The sequence below is a fragment of the Kitasatospora sp. NPDC053308 genome (genome assembly GCF_055585785.1).
Map to the genome: position 1 here is coordinate 86,857 of NZ_JBVJJY010000010.1, position 21,217 is coordinate 108,073.

General features: G+C 74.4%; 20 protein-coding genes and 1 pseudogene. 11 read left to right on the forward strand and 10 right to left on the reverse strand.

Annotation, left to right across the window (positions count from 1 at the left end; translation table 11 throughout):
- Positions 1–70 precede the first annotated feature (70 nt).
- The gene (locus ACZ6Y7_RS22755; protein WP_465759748.1) at positions 71–1,306 is read right to left on the reverse strand and encodes a glycosyltransferase; all 1,236 of its coding nucleotides are present in this window, start codon (positions 1,304–1,306) and stop codon (positions 71–73) included.
- A 396-nt stretch (positions 1,307–1,702) separates the two neighbouring features.
- On the opposite strand from ACZ6Y7_RS22755, the gene ACZ6Y7_RS22760 reads away from it, so the two are divergent.
- On the forward strand, positions 1,703–2,242 hold the full coding sequence (locus ACZ6Y7_RS22760) for a GNAT family N-acetyltransferase (protein ID WP_465759749.1): 540 nt from the start codon (positions 1,703–1,705) through the stop codon (positions 2,240–2,242).
- Positions 2,243–2,580: 338 nt separating this feature from the next.
- Entirely contained in the window at positions 2,581–3,072 is a 492-nt protein-coding gene (locus ACZ6Y7_RS22765; protein WP_465759750.1) for an HPP family protein, read from the forward strand.
- A gap of 107 nt (positions 3,073–3,179) precedes the next feature.
- Here ACZ6Y7_RS22765 and ACZ6Y7_RS22770 read toward each other — a convergent pair.
- A pseudogene (locus ACZ6Y7_RS22770) lies at positions 3,180–3,614 on the reverse strand (response regulator transcription factor); the annotation flags it as partial.
- Positions 3,615–3,652: 38 nt separating this feature from the next.
- Positions 3,653–4,363 carry an SRPBCC family protein gene (locus tag ACZ6Y7_RS22775; RefSeq protein ID WP_465759751.1) on the reverse strand — a complete coding sequence of 237 codons (711 nt, stop codon included), beginning with the start codon at positions 4,361–4,363 and terminating at the stop codon, positions 3,653–3,655.
- Between the two features lie 151 nt (positions 4,364–4,514).
- Here ACZ6Y7_RS22775 and ACZ6Y7_RS22780 point away from each other — a divergent pair, with 151 nt between their 5' ends.
- Positions 4,515–5,417, forward strand: coding sequence for a LysR family transcriptional regulator (locus tag ACZ6Y7_RS22780; RefSeq protein ID WP_465759752.1), 903 nt, complete (start codon positions 4,515–4,517; stop codon positions 5,415–5,417).
- Positions 5,418–5,454: 37 nt separating this feature from the next.
- On the opposite strand, the gene ACZ6Y7_RS22785 is transcribed toward ACZ6Y7_RS22780, so the two are convergent.
- Complete coding sequence (locus ACZ6Y7_RS22785; RefSeq protein WP_465759753.1) at positions 5,455–6,231, reverse strand: crotonase/enoyl-CoA hydratase family protein; 777 nt, start codon at positions 6,229–6,231, stop codon at positions 5,455–5,457.
- Positions 6,232–6,506: 275 nt separating this feature from the next.
- Between ACZ6Y7_RS22785 and ACZ6Y7_RS22790 the strand changes: the two genes are divergently transcribed.
- A complete protein-coding gene (locus tag ACZ6Y7_RS22790) occupies positions 6,507–7,841 on the forward strand; it encodes an aminotransferase-like domain-containing protein (RefSeq protein WP_465759754.1) in 1,335 nt (444 codons plus the stop codon).
- A 130-nt stretch (positions 7,842–7,971) separates the two neighbouring features.
- Here ACZ6Y7_RS22790 and ACZ6Y7_RS22795 read toward each other — a convergent pair whose 3' ends face one another.
- Positions 7,972–8,970 (reverse strand): helix-turn-helix transcriptional regulator, encoded by a 999-nt coding sequence (locus ACZ6Y7_RS22795; protein ID WP_465759755.1) that lies wholly within the window; start codon positions 8,968–8,970, stop codon positions 7,972–7,974.
- A gap of 100 nt (positions 8,971–9,070) precedes the next feature.
- On the opposite strand from ACZ6Y7_RS22795, the gene ACZ6Y7_RS22800 reads away from it, so the two are divergent.
- Positions 9,071–9,619, forward strand: a complete 549-nt coding sequence (locus tag ACZ6Y7_RS22800; RefSeq protein ID WP_465759756.1) for a DinB family protein — start codon at positions 9,071–9,073, stop codon at positions 9,617–9,619.
- 71 nt (positions 9,620–9,690) lie between these two features.
- On the opposite strand, the gene ACZ6Y7_RS22805 is transcribed toward ACZ6Y7_RS22800, so the two are convergent.
- Entirely contained in the window at positions 9,691–9,906 is a 216-nt protein-coding gene (locus ACZ6Y7_RS22805; protein ID WP_465759757.1) for a heavy-metal-associated domain-containing protein, read from the reverse strand.
- Positions 9,907–10,256: 350 nt separating this feature from the next.
- Here ACZ6Y7_RS22805 and ACZ6Y7_RS22810 point away from each other — a divergent pair, with 350 nt between their 5' ends.
- A complete protein-coding gene (locus ACZ6Y7_RS22810; RefSeq protein WP_465759758.1) occupies positions 10,257–11,039 on the forward strand; it encodes a DUF3152 domain-containing protein in 783 nt (260 codons plus the stop codon).
- 295 nt (positions 11,040–11,334) lie between these two features.
- Positions 11,335–12,246 (forward strand): glutaminase, encoded by a 912-nt coding sequence (locus tag ACZ6Y7_RS22815; RefSeq protein WP_465759891.1) that lies wholly within the window; start codon positions 11,335–11,337, stop codon positions 12,244–12,246.
- A 151-nt stretch (positions 12,247–12,397) separates the two neighbouring features.
- On the opposite strand, the gene glmS is transcribed toward ACZ6Y7_RS22815, so the two are convergent.
- Together glmS and ACZ6Y7_RS22825 are read right to left on the reverse strand one after the other, a co-directional pair.
- A complete protein-coding gene (gene glmS / locus ACZ6Y7_RS22820) occupies positions 12,398–14,224 on the reverse strand; it encodes a glutamine--fructose-6-phosphate transaminase (isomerizing) (protein ID WP_465759759.1) in 1,827 nt (608 codons plus the stop codon).
- A 139-nt stretch (positions 14,225–14,363) separates the two neighbouring features.
- Positions 14,364–14,639 (reverse strand): hypothetical protein, encoded by a 276-nt coding sequence (locus ACZ6Y7_RS22825; protein WP_465759760.1) that lies wholly within the window; start codon positions 14,637–14,639, stop codon positions 14,364–14,366.
- Between the two features lie 202 nt (positions 14,640–14,841).
- Here ACZ6Y7_RS22825 and asnB point away from each other — a divergent pair, with 202 nt between their 5' ends.
- The 4 genes from asnB to ACZ6Y7_RS22845 all read left to right on the forward strand — a co-directional run bounded on the left by asnB (position 14,842) and on the right by ACZ6Y7_RS22845 (position 20,107).
- On the forward strand, positions 14,842–16,701 hold the full coding sequence (gene asnB / locus ACZ6Y7_RS22830; RefSeq protein WP_465759761.1) for an asparagine synthase (glutamine-hydrolyzing): 1,860 nt from the start codon (positions 14,842–14,844) through the stop codon (positions 16,699–16,701).
- A gap of 236 nt (positions 16,702–16,937) precedes the next feature.
- Complete coding sequence (locus tag ACZ6Y7_RS22835; RefSeq protein ID WP_465759762.1) at positions 16,938–18,047, forward strand: hypothetical protein; 1,110 nt, start codon at positions 16,938–16,940, stop codon at positions 18,045–18,047.
- Positions 18,048–18,164: 117 nt separating this feature from the next.
- The gene (locus ACZ6Y7_RS22840; protein WP_465759763.1) at positions 18,165–19,616 is read left to right on the forward strand and encodes a pyridoxal phosphate-dependent decarboxylase family protein; all 1,452 of its coding nucleotides are present in this window, start codon (positions 18,165–18,167) and stop codon (positions 19,614–19,616) included.
- Between the two features lie 77 nt (positions 19,617–19,693).
- On the forward strand, positions 19,694–20,107 hold the full coding sequence (locus ACZ6Y7_RS22845; RefSeq protein WP_465759764.1) for a hypothetical protein: 414 nt from the start codon (positions 19,694–19,696) through the stop codon (positions 20,105–20,107).
- A 19-nt stretch (positions 20,108–20,126) separates the two neighbouring features.
- On the opposite strand, the gene ACZ6Y7_RS22850 is transcribed toward ACZ6Y7_RS22845, so the two are convergent.
- Positions 20,127–20,795: a hypothetical protein gene (locus ACZ6Y7_RS22850; RefSeq protein WP_465759765.1), complete on the reverse strand. Its 669-nt coding sequence runs from the start codon at positions 20,793–20,795 to the stop codon at positions 20,127–20,129.
- 77 nt (positions 20,796–20,872) lie between these two features.
- A complete protein-coding gene (locus tag ACZ6Y7_RS22855; protein ID WP_465759766.1) occupies positions 20,873–21,112 on the reverse strand; it encodes a hypothetical protein in 240 nt (79 codons plus the stop codon).
- Between the last annotated feature and the right edge of the window lie 105 nt (positions 21,113–21,217).

Sequence of the window (21,217 nt, forward strand, 5' to 3'; positions counted from 1 at the left end):
CGCGGCGGCGCGATGCGCCCCACCCCCACCCCGAGTCCGAGCCCGGCCGCCCCCTCGGCGTCCGCCCGACTCAGGACGGCCCGTGCGGCCCACGGCCGGCCGCGGTGTCGAGCAGCAGCTTCGCGGCCACCGTCGCCCCGTCGGTGCGGATGGTCGCGGCCACGGCCCGTGCCCGTGTCCGCGTCTCGGGGGCCAGGGCCGTGGCCAGCGCGGCGGACAGGGAGTCGACGGTGGGCGTGGGGTCGAGGTGGGCCGCGCCGATGCCCAACTCGGCGACGCGGCGGGCCCAGTACGGCTGGTCCGCGATCAGCGGGACGACCACCTGGGGCGCACCGGCCCTGGTCGTCGTGGTGGTGGTGCCGGCTCCGCCGTGGTGGACGACGGCGGCCACCCGGCGGAACAGCGCCTGCTGGTTGACCTCGCCGATGACCAGGCAGTCGTCGCGGTCGTCGACCGGGGTCAGACCGGCCCAGCCGCGGGCGAGGACCACCCGGCGGCCGTGGGCCCGCGCCGCCTCGGTCGCGACCCTGGCGATGCCGTCCGGGGCGTGCGAGGCCATGCTGCCGAAACCCACGTACACGGGAGGCTCACCGGCGTCCAGGAAGGCCTCCAGGTCGGCCGGCAGCGGGCGGTCGTCGGGCAGGATCCACGCCCCGGTCTGCACCAGGTCGAGCTCGGTCATGCCCTCGGACGGGCAGAGGGTCGGGTCCGCCGCCAGCCACGGCCGGCGGGTGAGCACGTGGTCGCGGACGTTGTCCACCGGCGGCAGGCCGAGCTCCGCCCGGTGGCGGTTGAGCGCCTCGCCGTACAGCCCGTTCACCCGCTCGGCGTCCTGCTTCCACAGCACCCGGGGGTCGGTCTCCTCCTGCGGGGACGGCGTGCCCGGCCGCGCGCCGGGCCGGAAGTGCCGCGAGGGCAGCCCGAAGACGTGGAAGCAGGCGAGCACGTACGGGATGCCGAGGTACTCGGCGACGTCCGGCGCTCCGGCCGGCATCAGGCCGGTCGCCAGCAGGGCGTCGCAGCCCTCGGCGGCCGCGGTGAGCGTCTCGAACCGCGCGGCGACCAGTTCGGGGGCCAGCCGGAAGGCGTCCTGCGCCGTCGGCCGCTTCGGGCCGGCGACGATCGAGCGCACCGTCGGACCGAGCGGCACCAGCGGCACCCCGGTCCTCGCCAGCAGGTCCACGAAGTCCTGGTCGGGCGGCGCGCACACGCGCGCCTCCACGCCGAGGTCCCGCAGGGCCGCCGCCAGCGCCGCCACCGGTTCGACGTCTCCGCGCGATCCCCAGCTCGTCAACAACACACGCATGTCACGACTCCCGTTTCCGCAGGTCAAGGCGTTGAGACCGTCGATTCTGCGGCAGGACGGGGGCCTTGCCGCAAGCCCCCCGGTGCGGTATAGCTTGGTAGTGGCAGGGAAAGCGATCTCCCTGCCTTTTCCATGCCCGGCGGTCGGGCCGGCCCGAGGCGCAGCCCTGGACGGGGTGCGGAGCCGCCCGACTCCGCGCCGCGTCCGTGCCCGTACCCTTGCCCGTGCCCTAGCCGACCGCGGAGGCACGGTGCTCCGCGCCCCGGCCTGATCCGCTCCCAGCCCGCTCCGCTTGGCAGCCCCCGGACTGCTCGCCGAACTCTCGGCCTGCGTGGCGCCGGGATACGGCAACACAGTTGTCGTTCGTCCGGGTTGACCACCTGTTAGCGTGCGCGGATGGAAGATCTGGGGCCCATAGCCTGGCCACCCGAGCCGATCAGGACCGAGCGACTCGTGCTCCGCGAGCCCGAGACCCGGGACCGTGCGGCGTTCGTCGATTTGCTCGCCTCGCCGGAGGTGCACACCTATCTCGGCGGTCCCCGGCCGCGTGACCGGCTTGAGCGCGAGCTGTCCGGGGTGCCCGAGCGGTGGCCCGGGAGCTTCGTCGTCGAGCTCGACGGGTCGATGATCGGGCAGATCCTGCTGAGGAGGGCAACCGGGCAGCGCCGCCCGGCTGCCGCGGGGAAAATCGACCTCGGTTACCTGTTCCTGCCGCGGGCGTGGGGATTCGGGTACGCCGCCGAGGCGTGCGCGGCGGCGCTCGGCTGGCTCGCCGGTGCGTTTCCCGGCGAGCCGGTGGTGCTCACCACCCAGAGCGCCAACCTCGGCTCGATGCGTCTCGCGGCGACGCTGGGGTTCGCCGAGGTGGAGCGGTTCGAGGCCTGGGGCGCCGAGCAGTGGCTCGGCGAGTGGGGCCCGGCCACAGCGTCCGGTTGAGTCCGCGACGGATCCTGCGGAGGGAGCCCGCCCGTCCACGGCGTCGGGCCTGCCCCCCTGGCGCGCTCGGGGCCGATCAGCTCGCGAGCGGTCCGCCCCCGGGCGATCACCCCGCCCAGCGCGGAGCCTCCCGCCCGCTGGCCGGATGGAGGTGCGCGTCCGCCGGAGTGGGCATCGTGATCCGGCCCGCACGCTCGACGACCGCACGCTCGACGACCGCGCGGATCACCCCGTCCGACACCCGTCGGGCTTTGCCCAGCAGGCAAAACGTCCCAGCTTTTTTCAACAATCTGTTTATCATCTCCAGGTCCCCGTCCCTCCAGCCGGAGCACGCACGCATGCCCACGCCGCCGCCCGCCGCCACGCCCAGACCGCACCCACTGCACGTGCTGCGGGCCACCGTCTTCGCCATCGGTGCCCTGCTCCTGCTGGTCGCGGTCGGGGTGCTGCTCCACCAACCGCTGCTGATCCCGCCGTTGGCGGCCAGCGCGGCCCTGGTGCACGGCGCGCCCGGGCTGCCGATCTCCCAGCCGCGGAACCTGGTCGGAGGTCAGCTGATGTCCGCCCTGATCGGCTTCGCCACCCTCGCCGTCACCGGCAGCACCGGCTGGGGTGCGGCCGTCGCCGCCGGGCTCTCGCTCGGTGCGATGATGCTCACCCACCTCTCGCACTCCCCGGCCGCAGCCACCGCCGTCATCGTCGTCCTGCAGGCGCCGCACCCCGTGCCGTTCCTCCCCCTGCTGCTGCTCGCCACGGGGCTCCTGGTCCTCATCGGCCTGCTGCCCGGCCGGATCGGCAGGCATCCGGTCCGCTACCCCCTGTCCTGGTGATCGCCGACAGCCGACCCCGGCCCCGAGCCCGACCCCGGCCTCCGGATCCCCGGCCCCCGAACCCCCGCCCCGTCAGGACCCCGGGCACGGTCAGGACCCCAGAGAGTGAGCACCGCCAGCACCCGGCGGTGGTCGTCCGGCGCCTGCGGCAGGTCGAGCTTGGTGAAGATGCTCGCGATCCGCTTGGACACCGCGGCCTCGGTGACCACCAGCCGACGGGCAATCGCGGCGTTGAAGCGGCCCTCGGCGATCAGTCCCAGGACCTCGCGCTCCTCGGGGCTCGGCCGCTGGAGCGGGTTGTGACGGCGGGTCAGCAGCTGGCGGACCGCTTCCGGGTCGACCACCGTGCCGCCCTCGACCACGGCGGCGAGCGCGGAGACGAACTCCTGCACCTCGCCGATCCGGTCCTTGAGCAGGTACCCGGTGCCCGCGCCCTGGCCGCTGGAGGCGATCAGCTCCGCGGTGTAGCCCTGCGAGACGTACTGGCTGAGCACCAGGACGGGCAGCCGCGGGTCCTCGGCGCGCAGCCGCCGGGCCGGTCGGGGGGTGGCCCCATCCGCCGGCTCCGGCGGTTCGGGGCTTACTCCCCCTGCTCCGCGAGCGACTTGACGCCTTCGAGGGTGGCCGTCATGCCCTTGCGCAGCTCGCCCAGCCGGAAGTCGACGATCTTCTCCTCGATCTCCGGCTTGGCGTCGATGTAGGCGCTGACGCCGCTGCGGCCCGGGCCGATCTCCACCGACTGGCGCAGCCGGGTGCCACCGTCCTCGGGCGTGAGCTCGAAGCGCCACCGCGCGAGCGAGCCGGCCGGGTCGGAGACCGGTTCGCCGTAGCGGCCGTCGGCGTCCATCACGGCCCACGCGAAGGCACGCACACCGGCCGCGCCGGCGGGGCCGGTCAGCTCGGTGATCTCGGAGACCGTCCGCCAATCGGGCATGTCGACGCGGCGGTTGTGACCCTCGAAGCGGGCGCCCACGGCGGGGCCGTCCGCGCCGTCCAGCCACGCGACGCGCTGGAGCTCGGGGCTGAGCCTGGTGGGCAGCTCGATGTCCGTCACCAGCTCCCACACCCGGTCGACCGGCGCCTGGACGAAGACCTCGCAGACCGCCCCCGGACCGTCGGCGTAGCGCATTTCCGTTCCCCCTCGCTCATCCTGCTCGTACTGCTCGTCGTACTGCTCGTACTGCTCGTTGTGCTGCTCGTCACTCGTCGCTCGTCGCTCGTCGCTCGTCGCTCGTCGCTCGTACTGCGGACGCCCCGGGCGTCCGCAGGGTCGATCATCGCGGGTCGACACCCGCCCGCCACCCCCGCCCCGGCGTCCGGAACGCCGCGGGGACAGCGGGCGGGTTGCCGCCCTGGGCCCGGAACCGATGATCGAGCCCGCCGAACACCCAAGTCAATCCACCGGTTTGCTGGGGCACCCCCAAGCGATACCTTGGGTCCCCGTGACCATCGACGACCTCCGCGTCTTCGCCGCGGTGTGCCGGGCCGGCTCGCTCAGCGCCGTCGCCCGCGAGCTGCACTGCACCCAGTCCGCGGTCAGCCAGCACGTGAAGCGGCTGGAGCGGGAGCTCGGCCTCTCGCTGATCGAACGACACCCGCGCGGGGTCGTGCCCACCGAAGCGGGCCGACTGCTCCAGGCCGCCGTCGCCACCGGGCTGGGCGGCATCGACCACGCCCTGCACCGGATCGCCGAACTCGGGCGCGGCGAGGGCGGATCCGTCCGGATCACCACCGGGGCCACCAGCATCCGGCATTTCATGTCGGCGGCCGTGGTGGCCTTCCGCCGCCGCTTCCCGCAGGTCAGCCTGGAGTTCCAGACCGAGGTCTCCAGCCGCAGCTGCCTGGAGGCGGTGACCGCCGGCCGGGTCGACCTCGCCTGGATCACTCTCGGTGCCCCGGTCCGCGGCATCGGCCAACGGCCGGTCGTCGAGCTGCCGTGGGTGCTGGCCGTCGCGGCGGGCGATCCGCTCGCCGCCCGGGCCCGCATCGCCCCGGCCGACCTCCAGGACGCCCGGCTGATCGGACTGCCGCAGAACTCCGTCGCCCGTTCCCAACTCGACGCCTGGCTGGGCGCCTCGGGCATCCGGCCGGTCTTCGACACCAGCGTCGCGGACTGGGACACCGCCATCCTGCTCGCCGAACTCGGCCTCGGCCACGCCGTCGTGCCCGCCCTCCCCCAGTGGCAGGGCCCCGGTCACCCGGGCCTGCGGCTGCTCCCGCTCCCCGACCTGCCCGCCCTCACCGCCGGCTGGGCCGTCCGCGACTGGGACGGCCTCGGCCCGCTCGCCCGCGCGTTCGCCGACACCGTCGCCGCCCACTGCGCCGACGAACCGGCGGCCCCCTGACCTGCCACTGCCCGCCGCTGAGCACCCGTCCGCCGGCTCAGCGGGAGGCGGCCGTCCGCTCCAGGAAGCGCCGCACACCGTCCCGTACGCCCTCGGTCGGCACGGTCGCGGCGAAGGCCGCCGCCTCCACGGCGAGGCCCTCGTCGATCGGGAGGTTGATGCCCCGGGTCACCGCTCGCAGGCAGGCGGCCACGGCGCTGGGGGCGTGGCGGATGATGCGTCCGGCCAACGCCCTTGCCGTGTCGAGCAGTTCGTCCGCCGGCACGACCGCGTTCACCAGGCCGAGCTCGGCGGCGCGGGCCGCCGGGATCGGGTCGCCGGTGAGGATCAGCTCCAGGCCGCGCTTGCGGCCCAGCTGGCGCGGCAGCCGCTGCGAGCCGCCGAAGGGCGGCGGGAAGCCGAGCGAGACCTCCGGCTTGGCGAAGCTCGCGTGCGCGGCCGCGACGGCCAGCGGCGCGGCCTCCGTCACCTCGCAACCGCCGCCGTAGGCGAGGCCGTTCACCGCGACGATGACCGGCTTGGGGAACTCCTCGATCCGCCGGGTGAGGGTGTGGCCGCGCCGGACGAACTCGCGCAGCGCCCGCTCGGGCCCGCCGGCGATGCTGGCGGCCAGGGACGGGATGTCGGCGCCCGCGCTGAACGCCCGCCGCCCGGCGCCGGTGAGGATCACGGCGCGGACGGTGTCGTCGGCGTCGATGCGGTCGAGCTCGGCGAGCAGCGCGTCGATCGTCGGGTAGTCGAGGGCGTTGAGCTTCTCCTCGCGGTCGATGGTGAGGGTGACGACGTGGTGGTCCCGCTCGCTGCGGATGGTCATGGGCGCGTGCTCCGTTCCCGGCTTCGCCGCTGGACTCCCGGACGCCCCGGTCCCGGACTCCCCGGGCTCCCCGGTCCCGGACTCCCCGGGCTCCCCGGACTCTCGGGCTCCCCGGACTCTCGGACTCCCCGGACGCCCCGGGTGGTTCGAGGCTAGGAACACCGGTGCAGGACAATCCAGTTATTGTCCTGGATACACTCCGGGCTCCCCCGCGCCCCCGCTACACCCAACCCACCACCCACCACCCACCACCCCCAGGCCCCGGCAGGTGACCCGTGCGACCGCCCTCCTACAAGGCCATCGTCGACGAGTACGCGGCGGCCATCCGCTCCGGCGCGCTCCCGGCGGGCACCCGGCTGCCGACCCACCGCACCCTCGCCCGCGAACGGCGCGTCGCGCTCGCCACCGCCACCCGCGCGTACGCCGAACTGGCCGCCGCCGGGCTGGTGGTGGGCGAGCAGGGCCGGGGCACCTTCGTCCGGCTGCGCTCCGGCTACGACGGCCTCGAGCCCTCCCGCGCGCTCCCGGTGCCCCGGGTGGCGGACCTCTCCTTCAACCAACCGCTCTCCCCCGACCAGGGCGACCTGCTCCGGCAGGCCCTGCGCGCCCTCGCCTCCTCCGGCGACGCCGAGTCCCTGCTGCGCCAGCACCCGCCGGGCGGCCACCGGCACGACCGGGCCGCCGTGGCCCGGTACCTGCTGGACCGCGGCGTCGACACCGCACCGGAGAACGTGCTGCTGACCAACGGGGCGCAGCAGGCGCTGGACTGCGTCCTGGGCACCCTCACCCGGCCCGGCGACGTCCTGGCCGTGGACGCGCTGAGCTACCCCGGCATCAAGCTGCTCGCCGCCGCGCACGGGCTCGACCTGGCGCCCTTCCCGGTCACCCCCGCGGGGCCGGACCTCGACGCCCTCGACCGGCTCTGCCGTGCCCGCCCGGTGCGCGCGGTCTACACCATGCCGACCGTCCACAACCCGCTCGGCTGGGTGCTCGACCGGGCGCAGCGCGACCGGCTGGCCGGCCTCGCCGCGGAACACGGCTGCACGCTGATCGAGGACGGCACGTACGCCTTCCTGGAGGCCGCGCCGCCCCCGCCGCTGCACGCCCTGGCGCCCGGGCGCACCTGCTACGTGGCGGGGCTCTCCAAGAACGTGGCACCGGGTCTGCGGTTCGGCTTCGCCGTCCTGCCCGACGGGCTGCTGCGCGCCGCGACCGGCCGCCTGCGCACGGCAGCGTGGGGCGCGCCCGGCCTGATCACCGCCCTCGCCACCGGCTGGCTCGCGGACGGCACGGTCACCCGCCTGGAACGTGAGCGCCGTACCGACGCCGCCGCCCGGCAGGCCCTCGCCCGCACCGCCCTGGCCGGGCTGGCCACCACCGCCCATCCCACCTCGTACGTCCTCTGGCTCGCCCTCGAACCGCACCAGCGCCCCGACCACGCGGCCGCCGCCCTCGCCGCCGAGGGCATCCTGGTCTCCACCGCCGACGCCTTCGCCACCACCCCGCACCACCCCCACGCCCTCCGCCTCGCCCTCGCCACGCCCCCTCTCGCGGACCTCCCCGCCGCCCTCGCCCTCCTGCGCACCACCCTCGACACCCTCGCCCCCTGACGCCCCGCCACCCGAACGCACCGCGCACGCACCGGAAGTCGACCCACCCGACGTCCCACGCCACCCACGCCACCCACCCCCGACACCCGGACCCGCCGCCCCCGTACAGGACGTCGACCCGCCCGACCTCCTACTGCGCCCCCTCCCCCACCCCTCCCGGAGCCACCCCCTCCCCCGCGGCGCGCCCGAAGCGGGCGCTCCAGTCCGCCAGCAGCGTGCGCAACGCGGTCGGCGCGACCACCTCGAACTCGGCGCCCAGCGAGCCGAGCGCCATGGCGGGCCAGTCGAGGGAGTCGGCGGTCATCAGCAGCCGGCAGCGCCCGGGAGCGACCGGCTCGACCGTGCCCCAGCGGCCGACCCGGGCGCGGACGTCATCGGCGGGCGCGTCGACCAGCGCCTCCACCCGGTGGGGGCGGGGCATGCCGTTGAGGCCCGCGCGGACGAACTCCGCCGCGTCGGCCGCTGGGAGGACGCGCGGGGCGAATCGTGCCCCGCTGCCCTGCGGGGCGGCCAGCCGGTCGAGGCGGAAGCTGCGCCAGTCGGCGCGGTCGAGGTCGTAGGCGACGAGGTACCAGCGCCGGTTGAGGCAGACCAGCCGGTGCGGTTCGACGTGCCGTCGCGTGCCGCGCCCGTCGGCGGCGGTGTAGTCGAACCGCAGCCGCTCGTCGTCCCGGCAGCAGAGGGCCACCACCGTGAGGACGTCCGGGTCGACGCCCGCACCCTCCCGGTTGCCCCAGTCGGCGGGCACGGTCATCGCGCGCAGCGCCTCCACCCGGCGGCGCAGCCGGCCCGGCATCACCTGGACGACCTTGGCCAGCACCCGCACCGAGGCCTCGGCGACACCCTCCACCGGGCTCTCCGCCGCCGCCTGCAGGCCCACGGCCAGGGCGACCGCCTCCTCGTCGTCGATGACCAGCGGCGGCAGCGCCGCGCCGGCCGCCAGCTGGTAGCCGCCGTCGACGCCGCGTTGCGCCTCGACGGGGTAGCCGAGTTCGCGCAGCCGGTCGATGTCGCGGCGCAGGGTCCGCACGGAGACGCCGAGCCGGTCGGCCAGTTCGTCACCGGGCCAGTAGCGGTGGGTCTGGAGCAGGGAGAGCAGTCGCAGCGTCCTGGTGCTGGTGTTCGCCATGCTTCCGATTCTGTCCGGAATTCAGGACAGGAAGTGGCCGCAATGGCCCGTAGCGTTGTTCTTGTCCGAGGAAGCAGGAACCGAACGGAAGGCCAGCACCATGACCACGACCACGACCGCCCACGCCGCCGCCACCCCCGTCACCGGCGAGCGCGCCGACCTCCTGGTCGCGCTGGAGAAGCAGCGGCACTTCCTGCGCTTCACCACCCGCGACCTCACCGACGAGCAGGCGGGCTTGCGGACCACCGCGAGCGAGCTGTGCCTGGGCGGCCTGGTCAAGCACGTGACCTCGGTCGAGCGGCTCTGGGCGGAGTTCATCGTGGCGGGGCCGTCCGCGATGCCCGACTTCAGCGCCATGACCGAGGAGGACTTCGCCCGCCGGGCGGACGAGTTCCGGATGCTGCCCGGCGAGAAGCTGGCCGACGTGCTGGCCGCGTACGACGAGGTCGCCCGCCGTACGGACGAGCTGGTGGCCACGCTGCCCGACCTGGACGCCACCCAGCCGCTGCCGAAGGCCCCCTGGTTCGAGCAGGACGCCGCGTGGTCGGCCCGTCGGGTGCTGCTGCACATCGTGGCCGAGACCGCCCAGCACGCGGGCCACGCCGACATCATCCGCGAGGCCCTGGACGGTGCGAAGAGCATGGGCTGACCGGGACGGGCCGACCCGGACGACGGCGGGGGCCGCCGACTGCCACCGACGGACCCCGCCCGACCCCGCCCTCAGGCCGGCCCGACCAGCGTGAACCCGGCCCCGTCGACCGCACTGCGCACGGAGGCCTCGTCGAGCGGCTGCGCGGAGGCCACGGTGACCCGGCCGCTCGCCGCGTCGGCGACGACGTCCGTGACGCCCGGCAGGACGGACAGGCCCGCGCTGACGGTCCGCTCGCAGTGGCCGCAGCTCATCCCCTCGACGGTGAAGACGGCGGTGGTGGACATGACGGTGCCTCCCATGGAGTGCTCGGGGACGGAACCGGTCCGGGACAACCCCACGGACCGGCCCGCACCACCACACCCGATTCCGGCGCCCGACCCCAGGGACACGCCGGGCGGGTGACACCATCGAGCGGTTCCGGGAACCGCCCGGGCCCGTCGTCCGACTGGACCCCGCTCCGGCCGGCCGGGCGCCCCCTGTGAACCACCGCCGGTCCCCGTCCGTTGATCCAGGAGAACCTCGTAGAACCGCGCCGCAGACCGATGCGGCCGGCGATCCCGTACCGGAGCCGCACCACCATGTCCGCACAGGTCCCGATACCCGCCCGACCGGCCGGCCGCCTCGGGAGCCGCCGGTGAAGGGACAGGCCCGCACCCGGAAGCCCGACACGCCCGAGCCCCGCACCCAGGAGCCCCACGCCGGGGTACCCGGCGAGGCCCGCCAGGCCCCCAGGCGCCGGAGCCCCTGGAGGCCCTGGCACGGCGTGCTCGCCCTCGCGGTGGTCGCGGCCCTGACCGCCGGCCTGCTCTGGTGGCAGCCGTGGAGCCCCCCGCAGCGGCACGACCTCGCGTTCACCACCGCGCCCGGCGGCTCGGCCCGCTTCGGGACCGGTGACCACCTGTACCGCTACAAGGTCCGGGTGGAGGACGGCATCGCGGAGAGCCCGGAGACGTTCGCCGCCGAGGTGGACGCCGTCCTCGGCGACGTCCGGCACGGCTGGGCGGCCGACGGCACCACCGCCTTCCAGCGGATGCCCGCCGACCCGGTGGACTTCACCGTCTACCTGGCCACGCCGCGGTCCACCGACCGGATCTGCGGCCAGTACGGGCTGGACACCGGCGGCACGGTGAACTGCGGCGTCACCCACCAGGTGGTGATCAACCTCAAACGCTGGACCGAGCTCTCCGAGTTCTACCGGGGCAAGCCCGAGCTGTACCACGCGCTCGCGGTCAACCACGAGGTCGGCCACATCCTCGGCAACGGCCACGTGGACTGCCCCGCCCCGGGCGCCCCGGCGCCGGTGATGATGCAGCAGATCAAGGGACTGCACGGCTGCGTCCCGAACGGCTGGCCCTACTCCGACACCGGCACCCTGCTGACCGGCCCGCCCGTCCAGGCCCCCACCGGCGCGCCCTGACCGGCGCCTCCCCCGCCCCTGGGGCGATCCCGCACCGCACACCCCGTACCGCGACCCGCACCACACCCGGTACGCAGCCCCGCACCACACCCGGTACGCAGCCCCGCACCGCACCCGGTTCGCAGCCCCGAACCGGCCCCGGACCGGACCCGCGTACCGAACACCCTCCCGAAACACGGATAATCCTGGTCGGACCGGACGCCGCCCGCACCGCGCGCCCGGTCCGGATCGTGTCCGTGCCCGGTGTCGTGTCGGTGGAGGAAGAACGTTGAACGGTGTGCCCGGCGAGGAGAGCCTGGACTGGCCGGCGCTGCTGGAGGCCGCGGAGTCGGCCGCCCGCGCGACCAGCGGCCGGGGCAGGGTCGCCGACTACATCCCGGCCCTCGCCACCGCCGACCCGGAGGCCTTCGGCATGGCCGTCGCCACCGTCGACGGCGAGCTGTACGGCGTCGGGGACTGGGAGCGCCCGTTCTCCGTCCAGAGCGTGTCCAAGCTGTTCTCGCTGGCCCTCGCGGTCGCCTACGGCGGTGACGCGCTCTGGCGGGGCGTCGGCCGGGAGCCGTCCGGCAACCCCTTCAACTCCCTGGTACAGCTGGAGAGCGAGCACGGCATCCCGCGCAACCCGTTCATCAACGCGGGCGCCCTCGTGGTCACCGACCGCCTCCAGACCATGACCGGCGACGCCTCCGCCGCGGTACGGGAGTTCCTGCGCCGCGAGTCCGGCAACCCCGCGCTCGACACCGATCCGGTGGTCGCCGCCTCCGAGGCCGAGCACGGCCACCGCAACGCCGCGCTGGCGCACTTCATCGCCAGCCACGGCAACCTGGAGAACCCGGTCGAGACCGTCCTGGAGCACTACTACGCACACTGCGCCCTCAGCGCGAGCTGCCGCGACCTGGTGCTGGCCGGCGCCTTCCTCGCCCGCTACGGCCTGCGCGCCGACGGCACCCGCCTGATGTCCCGCAGCGAGGCCAAGCGCATCAACGCCGTCCTGCTCACCTGCGGCACCTACGACGCCGCCGGCGAGTTCGCCTTCCGCGTCGGCCTCCCCGGCAAGAGCGGCGTCGGCGGCGGCATCCTCGCCATACTCCCCGGACGCGCCACCGTCTGCGCCTGGGGCCCCCGCCTCGACCAGGCCGGCAACTCCGTCGCCGCCGTCACCGCCCTGGACACCCTCACCACCCTCTCCGGCTGCTCCGTCTTCTGACCGGCCGCCCGGGGCGCACCCCACGCGTCCGGCGGGCACGCCCGTTCCGCCCGCGGCCGGGCCGCGGTCGTCCGCACGGCGACCGGGGCCCGACGTCCCACGCGACGGCCGTGACGGCCACTCGACCGTCACGGCCACCTGACCGTCACGGCTACTCGACCGTCACGCTCTTCGCCAGGTTGCGCGGCTTGTCCACGTCGCGGCCGAGCGCGACGGCCGCGTGGTAGGCGAGCAGCTGCAACGGGATGTTGAGCAGCAGCGGGTCCAGCTCGGGCTCGCTCTTGGGGACCAGGATGCAGTGGTCCGCGAGCTTCTCCTCCGGGCGGCGGTGGGCGACCGCGATGACGCGGCCGGAGCGGGCCTTGATCTCGCCCAGGGTGGTGAGGTTCTTGTCCAGCAGCTCGTCGTCCGGGACGAGGGCCACGGTGGGCAGTTCGGGGCTGATCAGCGCCAGCGGGCCGTGCTTGAGCTCGCTCGCCGGGTAGGCCTCGGCGTGCACGTAGGAGATCTCCTTGAGCTTCTGCGCGCCCTCCCGGGCCACCGGGTAGCCGCGGACCCGGCCGATGAACATCATGCCCGCCGACTCGGAGTACTCGCGGGCGAGTTCGGCGATCGCCTCGCTCTGGTCCAGCACCTCGCGGATCTGGTCCGGCAGGGCCTGCAGGGCCGAGACGATCCGGCGGCCGTCGGCGGGCGAGAGGTCGTGGATGCGGCCGAAGTGCAGGGCGAGCAGCGCGAAGGCGACCACGGTGGAGGTGAACGCCTTGGTGGAGGCGACCGAGACCTCCGGCCCGGCGTGCAGGTAGATCCCGCCGTCGCACTCGCGGGCGATCGCGCTGCCCACGGTGTTGACGACGCCGAGCACCCGGCCGCCCTTGCGCTTGATCTCCTGGACGGCGGCCAGCGTGTCGTAGGTCTCGCCGGACTGGCTGACCGCGACGTACAGGGTGTCCGCCTCGATCACCGGGTTGCGGTAGCGGAACTCCGAGGCCGGCTCGCTGTGCGCGGGGATCCGGGACAGCTCCTCGATCAGCTGCGCGCCCATCTCGCCCGCGTAGTAGGCGGATCCGCAGCCCAGGATCTTGACCCGGCGGATCTCGCGCAGCTCGCGGGCGTCCAGGTTGAGGCCGCCGAGGTGGGCGGTGGCGAAGCGCTCGTCGAGCCGGCCGCTCAGCGTGCGCTCGACCGAGCCGGGCTGCTCGTGGATCTCCTTGAGCAGGTAGTGGTCGTAGCCGGCGGTGTCGAAGGAGTCGATCTCCCAGTCCACGGTGGACGGCTGACGGTGGGTGTCGCGGGCGTCCGCGGTGAAGGTGCGGAAGCCGTCGGCGCGGACGGTGGCCAGCTCGCCGTCCTCCAGGTGGACGACCTGGCGGGTGTAGCGGACCAGCGCGGAGACGTCCGAGGCGGCGAACATCTCCTTCTCGCCGATGCCGAGCACGATCGGGCTGCCGTTGCGGGCGACCACGATCCGGTCCGGCTGCCCGGCGTCGATCACCGCGATGCCGTAGGTGCCGACGACCCGGCCGAGCGCGGCGCGCACCGCGTCCTCCAGCTCGACGCCCTCGGCGGCGTGCGCGGCGATCAGGTGGCTGAGCACCTCGGTGTCGGTCTCGGAGCGGAAGACGGCGCCCTCGGCGGCCAGCTTGGCGCGCAGCTCGTCGGCGTTCTCGATGATGCCGTTGTGGACGACGGCGATCCGGTCGGCGTTGTCCAGGTGCGGGTGGGCGTTGGCGTCGCTGGGGACGCCGTGGGTGGCCCAGCGGGTGTGGCCGATGCCGGTGGTGCCCTTGAACCGGGCCGGCACGTCGGCGGCGAGGTCGGCGACCCGGCCCTTCACCTTGCGCAGCTTGATGCCGCCGCTGCGGCCGGTGACGGCGACGCCCGCCGAGTCGTAGCCCCGGTACTCGAGCCGGGCCAGCCCCTCCAGCAGGAAGGGGGTGGCGTCCTTGGGGCCGATGTAGGCCACGATTCCGCACATGCGTGGACTCCTCGTTCGTGGTGGCGTGGGGCGTGGGTGGTGGGGGGCGTTGCTGTGGGGAGCGTCGGTGGTGGGGGCGATGGCGCGTGGGGGCGTCGGTGGTGTCGGCCGCGGCAGTGCCCCCGTTCGGCGTCGCCGGTCAGCCGTAGACGATCCGCCGCAACTGGCGGGCCGACAGTTCGGGCGCCGAGACCCGGCGCTGCGGGAGCTCCTCGGCGAGCCGGGCGAAGATCCGCTCGTTGGTCAGACCGCGTGCCTGCAGCTCGCCGTGGCGTCGGCGCACGTACTCCTCGGTGCTCTCGGAGAAGTACGCCAGCACCTCCGCCACGACCCGCGCCGCCTCCCGGGGCCCGAGCGGGCTGGTCCGGGTCAGATGGGCGAGGAGGTCTTCGTGGGGGTGGGGTGAGCTCGACACGAGTGATCACCCTAGGCCCGAATCCCCGGCGAAGCCAAAGTTCCTGCCCGAAATCGGGCAGACATTGCGACTTTCGGCCCAGACCCGCCCGGGACCGACCCCGTCGGCGAGGTGTTCGTCCGCTTCCGAACCCTTGAAGCGCCACCGAGGCCACACGTAGCGTGATCCTCCGAACACGAAGCGGAAGACCGGAGGCTTGCTGATGTGCGGGATCACCGGATGGATCGCCTTCGACCGCGACCTCACCGCCGACCCGGGGGCCGCCGAGGTCCTCGACGCGATGACGGCCACCCAGCTCCGCCGCGGCCCGGACGCCGGCGGCGTCCTCGTCCAGCCGCACGCCGCGATCGGCCACCGCCGCCTCGCGGTGATCGACGTCGAGGGCGGCGCCCAGCCGATGACGGTCGAGCGGGACGGCCGGCTGCTCGCCGCGCTCAGCTACAGCGGCGAGGTCTACAACCACCGCGAGCTGCGCGCCGACCTGGCGGCGGCCGGGCACCGCTTCCGCACCCGCAGCGACACCGAGGTGGTCCTGCACGGCTACCTGGAGTGGGGCGAGGGCCTGGCCGAGCGGCTCAACGGGATGTTCGCCCTCGCCGTCTGGGACGCCCGGCGCGAGGAGCTGCTGCTGGTCCGCGACCGGATGGGCGTCAAGCCGCTGCACTACCACCCGACCCCCGACGGCGTGGTCTTCGGCTCCGAGGTCAAGGCCCTGCTCGCGCACCCCGCGGTCCGCCCGGTGGTCGACCTGGACGGGCTGCGCGAACTGCTCGGCCACACCCGCACCCCCGGCCTGACGCCCTACCGGGGCGTCCACGAGGTCCGGCCCGGGCACCTGGTGCGGGTGCGCCGCGGCGGCGTCACCGAGCGCCGCTACTGGGCGCTGGAGGCCCGCGAGCACCGCGACGGCCCGGCGAACACCGTCGCCACCGTCCGGGCCCTGCTGGAGGACATCGTCCACCGCCAGCTGGACGCGGACGTCCGGCTCTGCTCGCTGCTCTCCGGCGGCCTGGACTCCAGCGCGGTCACCGCCCTCGCCGCGCGGGCGCTGCGCACGGCCGGCAGCGGCCCGATCCGCTCCTTCTCCGTGGGCTTCACCGGCCGCAGCGGTTCCTTCCACGGGGACGCCGTCCGGCGGACCGAGGACGGACCGTACGCCCGGCTGCTCGCCGACCACGTGGGCGCCGAGCACAGCGTGGTCGAGCTGGACGCCGCCGAGCTCGCCCACCCCGCCCGGCGCTCCGCCGCGCTGCGCGCCCGCGACCTGCCGGGCGGGGTCGGCGACATGGACGTCTCACTGCTGCTGCTCTTCCGGGGCGTGCGCCGGCACTGCACCGTCGCGCTGTCCGGCGAATCCGCGGACGAGCTGTTCGGCGGCTACAGCTGGTTCCACGACCCGACCAGCATCGCCACCGACGACTTCCCCTGGGCGGCCGGTCTCAGTGCCATCGCCGGCGGCGGTTCCGGCCCGCGCGAACAGCTGCTCGACGCCGGACTGCTGCGCAAGCTCGACCTGGCCGGCTACCGCCGCACCCGCTACCGCGAGGCGATCGCCGAGGTCCCGCACCTGGCCGCGGCCGACCCGCTGGAGCGGCAGATGCGCGAGATCTCCTACCTGAACCTGACCCGCTTCGTCCGCATCCTGCTCGACCGCAAGGACCGGATGAGCATGGCCAACGGCCTGGAGGTCCGGGTGCCGTTCTGCGACCACCGGCTGGTCCAGTACGTGTTCAACACGCCGTGGGCGTTGAAGAGCTTCGACGGACGGGAGAAGAGCCTGCTGCGCGCCGCCGTCCGGGACGTGCTGCCGGCGGCGGTCGCCGAGCGGCCGAAGAGCCCGTACCCGGTGACCGACGACCCGCACTATCCGGAGCGGCTGCGCGCCGAACTGGCCCGGCTGGCCGCCGACGGCCGGTCCCCGGCGCTCGACCTGCTCGACCGGCGCCGCCTGGCCGACGCGCTGGCCCCGGACACCGACCCGCAGTCCGTCCGGCTGGGCCTCGACCTCGCGCTCGACCTGGACGCCTGGCTGGCGGAGTACCGCGTGACGCTGGAACTCTGACCCGCCGTCGGCCCGGCGCCGGCCCGGCCGCCCGCACCGCGACGCGCCCGCCCGCACCCCGGCCGCTCCGCCGTCCGGGTGCACCCGGCGGGGAACCATCCCGCCGCCTCCGGGCGTCGCACCGTGCGGTAGCGTCGCCGACACCTCCCGAATGGCGGCCGAAATCGCGGATTCCCGCCACCGTGCCGTCAGGATGGGAGCGAACCGTTCACCTCGATCCGCCGGGGGATCCCGTCATGCAGCCGCGAGTCTTCGCGATTCTCACCGCCCTGCTCCTGGGCGTCCTGGGCCTCGGGTCGGTGGCCGTCACCGACTGGTCGCCCGCGGCGGCCACCTCGACGCCGGCCGCCGCGGCCCCCGCCGCCGGGGCGCAGCCGGCGGCGACGGGCCCCGCGAGCGCCGCCCCGACCGGTGACCCGGCGGTGTGGACCCGCTCGACGCTGCGCAACAAGATGATGGCCGAGATGGACGCCACCGACCCCGGCGTCGCGCTCGCCGACCTCGACAAGATCACCAAGGAGAAGCCGTACACCGTGCGCTTCTGCCACCCGATCGCGCACGAGCTCGGCCACGCGGCGGTCAAGCGCTTCAACGCCGACTTCCAGAAGGTCATCTCCTTCCCGCACGAGACCTGCGCGGCCGGCTACCTGCACGGGGCGGTCGAGGAGATGCTGAACGCCTCCACCCAGCCCGAGGTGGACCTGCTCAAGCTCTGCGCGCCCAAGAACACCGGCCCCTGCATCCACGGCGTCGGCCACGGCACCATGTTCGTGGCGAAGCAGGACGTCGCCAAGGCGCGCGACCTGTGCAACAAGTTCCCCACCGACCAGAACCGGATCCGCTGCTCCGAGGGCCTGTTCATGCAGCTCTTCGGCCCGGACGAGGAGGACGAGCAGGCCAAGGCCAACCTGCCCGCCGACAAGCTCGCCCAGGACCCGCTCTACCCGTGCAAGGACCAGCCGGCCCTGTTCCAGTCCGCCTGCTTCTTCTACGCCCCGACCTTCTACCTCTCCTCGCACGACTACCCGAACCACCCCGAGGTCTACGCCGACGCCCTCAAGTGGTGCCTCAACGGCAAGGCGAGCGGCGGGGCGGTGGACTGCAGCCGCGGGGTCGGCTCGCGGACGATGAAGTACAACCTGGACCGCGAGGACTGGGCCGCCCAGCAGTGCGCCACCGCCGCCGACGGCTGGCAGCGCAAGGCGTGCGCGGAGGGCCTGGTCAGCTACTACACGGTCAACTACACCGACGGCGGCGCGGCCGGCCGGCTCTGCGCCAAGATCACCAACAAGGAGATGCAGGGCTACTGCCGCTCGGCCGGCGGCCTGTCGACCTCGCTGGACTGACCCGCCGTCCCACCGGGAGGGCCCGCGCCGCACGGTGCGGGTCCTTTTCCGTACCATCGGCTGATCACACGGTGCGCCGAGGACGCCGCGCCTCCCCCGGCCCCTGGAGTTCCCCGCATGGCCACCGACGACTTCCGCGCCGACCGCGCCGACGACGACTTCCGCGCCGCCGCCCGCGCCGCCGCCGACCTGGTCTCCGACTACCTCGCCGAGCTGCCGGCGCGCCCCGTCTGGCAGCCCATGGACGCCGACGCCCGGCAGGCCCTGCTCGACGCCCCGCTGCCCGAGGACGGCCGCCCGCTCGCCGAGCTGGTCGACGCCATCGGGCGCGAAGTCCTCCCCCACCCGATGGGCAACGGCAACCCGCGCTTCTTCGGCTGGGTCAACTCCGCCCCCGCCCCGGCCGGGGTGCTGGCCACCCTGGCCGCCTCCGCGATGAACCCCAGCTCGGCCGGCGGCGACCACGCGGACGTCCACCTGGAGCGCGCCGTGGTCCGCTGGATCGCCGAACTCGTCGGCTTCCCCCACCCGGCCGGCGGCGGACTGCTCACCTCCGGCACCTCGATGGCGACCATCGTCTGCCTCGCCGCCGCCCGCAACCGCGCCGCCCGCCGGGCCGGAAGGGACGTCCGCGAGGACGGCCTGGCGGGACTGCCCCCGCTGGTCGGCTACGTCACCGGCGAGACCCACTCCTGCGTCCGCAAGGCCGCCGAACTGCTCGGCCTCGGCAGCAAGCACCTGCGCACCGTCGCCACCGGGCCGGACGGCCGACTGGACACCGGCGCGCTGCGGGCGGCCGTCGAGCGCGACCGCGCCGCCGGTCTGCTGCCCTTCCTGGTCGTCGCCTCGGCCGGCACCGTCGGCACCGGCGCGGTCGACGCCTTCGACCCGATCGCCGACCTGTGCGAGGAGCAGCGCCTGTGGCTGCACGTGGACGGCGCGTACGGCGCCTTCGGCCGACTGGACCCGGCCATCGCGCACCGCTACGCCGGCCTGGAGCGCGCCGACTCGCTCGCCCTCGACCCGCACAAGTGGCTCGGCGTCCCGGTCGACTGCGGCTGCGCCCTGGTCCGCGACACGGGGGAGCTGCGCGGCACCTTCAGCCTCGTCCCCTCCTACCTGCGCGACGAGGCGGCGGGCGCGCTCGGCTGGTTCTCCGAGTACGGCACCGAGCAGACCCGCCCGTTCCGCGCGCTCAAGGTCTGGGCCACGATCGCCCACCGGGGCCGCACCGGCCTCTCCCGGGACATAGCCCGGTGCACCGCGCTGGCCCGTCGACTCGGCGAACTCATCGGTGCGGAAGCGGAGTTGGAGCTGCTGGCCGAGGTCCAGACCTCGATCGTGGCGTTCCGTCACCGCGCCCCCGGTCTCGATCCGGCCGCCCGCGACGCCCTCAACCGCGACCTCCCCGCCGCCGTCCAGCGGCGCGGCCGGGTCTTCGTCACGGGGGCCCGCCTCGGCGAGGAGGAGATGCTCCGCGCCTGCCTGCTGAACGCCGCCACGACGGAGGACGACCTGCGCCTCCTGGTCGACGAGGTCAGGGCCGCGGCCCGTGATCTCCTCCCGTAACAGGCCCGAGCGGACCGTAACCGGCAGGTCACGGCCGGTTCGTGGTCGGGAAACACCGGTCGGGCACGGTGGAGGCCATGGAGCATTCGAAGCCCTCTTCCCACCGTGCCCACCGCTGGCGCCGCGACACCGTCGAGCTCGCCGCGGTCTTCCTCTCCGTCACGGCGGCCGACCTGATCGCCAAGCTCGTCGTGCACGGGCCCGACGGCCCGGCCGTCGTGGGCGCCTCCGCCCTCGCCCTGCTCGCCACCGCGCTGCTGCACAGCTGGTGGTCACCGCACGCGCCGCCCCCGACCACGCTCTGGCGGGTGCGCACCACCGCACTCGCCCACACCCCCGCCACCCTTGCCGACCACCGCATCACCCTGGTCTCGCTCCACCCCCAGGAGCTCTTCCTGCGCACCCCCCACTCCGTCACCCCGACGGACCTCGCCGCCCTCCTCACCACCACCGGCCACTCGGTCGAGGACACCCCCACCCGGATCGTCTGACCGGCACACGGCGCGAGGGTCAGTCCTTCACCTCGACCTCGACGGCGGCGCGGATCACCAGCGTGCGTGCGGCCAGGTCCGCCGTCGGGGTCCCTCCCGCGCTGTCGATGACGATGCCGACGGTGCTGCCGTCAGCCCAGGCGCAAGTGGTCCCGTTGATTCCCGGGAGGCCCAGCAGCGCGCACTGCAGCCTGCCACCGAGCGGGCCGGGCGCGTGGTCCCGAAGGTCGATGACCGGGTAGCCGATGTTGGTTCTGGCGTAGCTCTGGAAGTACTTCGTCAACTCCCGCGACGGTTCGGAGAAACTACCGGTCAACCCGATCACGGTCAGTGTGGTCCGGCCCCTGCCGGCGTTGCCGTAGCCGGCCACCGTCAGCTCCCGGTACGGGCTCGAAGCCGTCATCTGCGTTTGGTAATCGGCGCGCTTCAGGTCAACGGTCCCGTCGTCCGGGAGCCGCACGTCATCACCGATCCGGTCCACCAGCACGATCCGGTGACGCGGCGAGGCGCCCGCCCCGATCACGATCGCCACTGTCAGTGCCGCGGCCAGGCCCACGACCACGGCCCCCGTGATCACGGCCTTGCGCGGCCTCCCGCGCTCTCGGGGCGGCGGAGCCGGCTCCGGGGTGTCCACCCGGAACACCCGCCGACCGCCCGGTCTTCCGGCCGTCTCGTCCTTGATCGTCATGGCGCCGGATCCTACGTCAGCGCACGGACGCCTCCCTCCGGGGGCATCCGTGCGCTGACGGGTGTCAGGCGGGCCGCTCAGCCCTTGTCGGCGGGCTGCACGACGCAGACGGCGTTGCCCAGCATCGAGCCGAAGCCGCCGAGGAGGGCGCTGGTGACGGACTTGCAGGCGGCGGCCTCCTGCGGGGTCTTGGGGCCGTTGTTGCCGGAGGAGGTGACGGTGGAGGTGGAGACGGCGGCGGCGGACTGGGCGGCGGCGAGCGGCGCGACGAGGAGCAGCGCGCACCCCGCGACGGCCCGTACGGAGGTCTTGAACACGGGAAATCCCTTCGAACAGGAGGTGGGATCGGCGGTAAGCCGAGCCATCCCTATCCGAAGGGGGTCCCCCGCTCGTGGATTCTGGGCCATCCGTGAGCGTGTCCG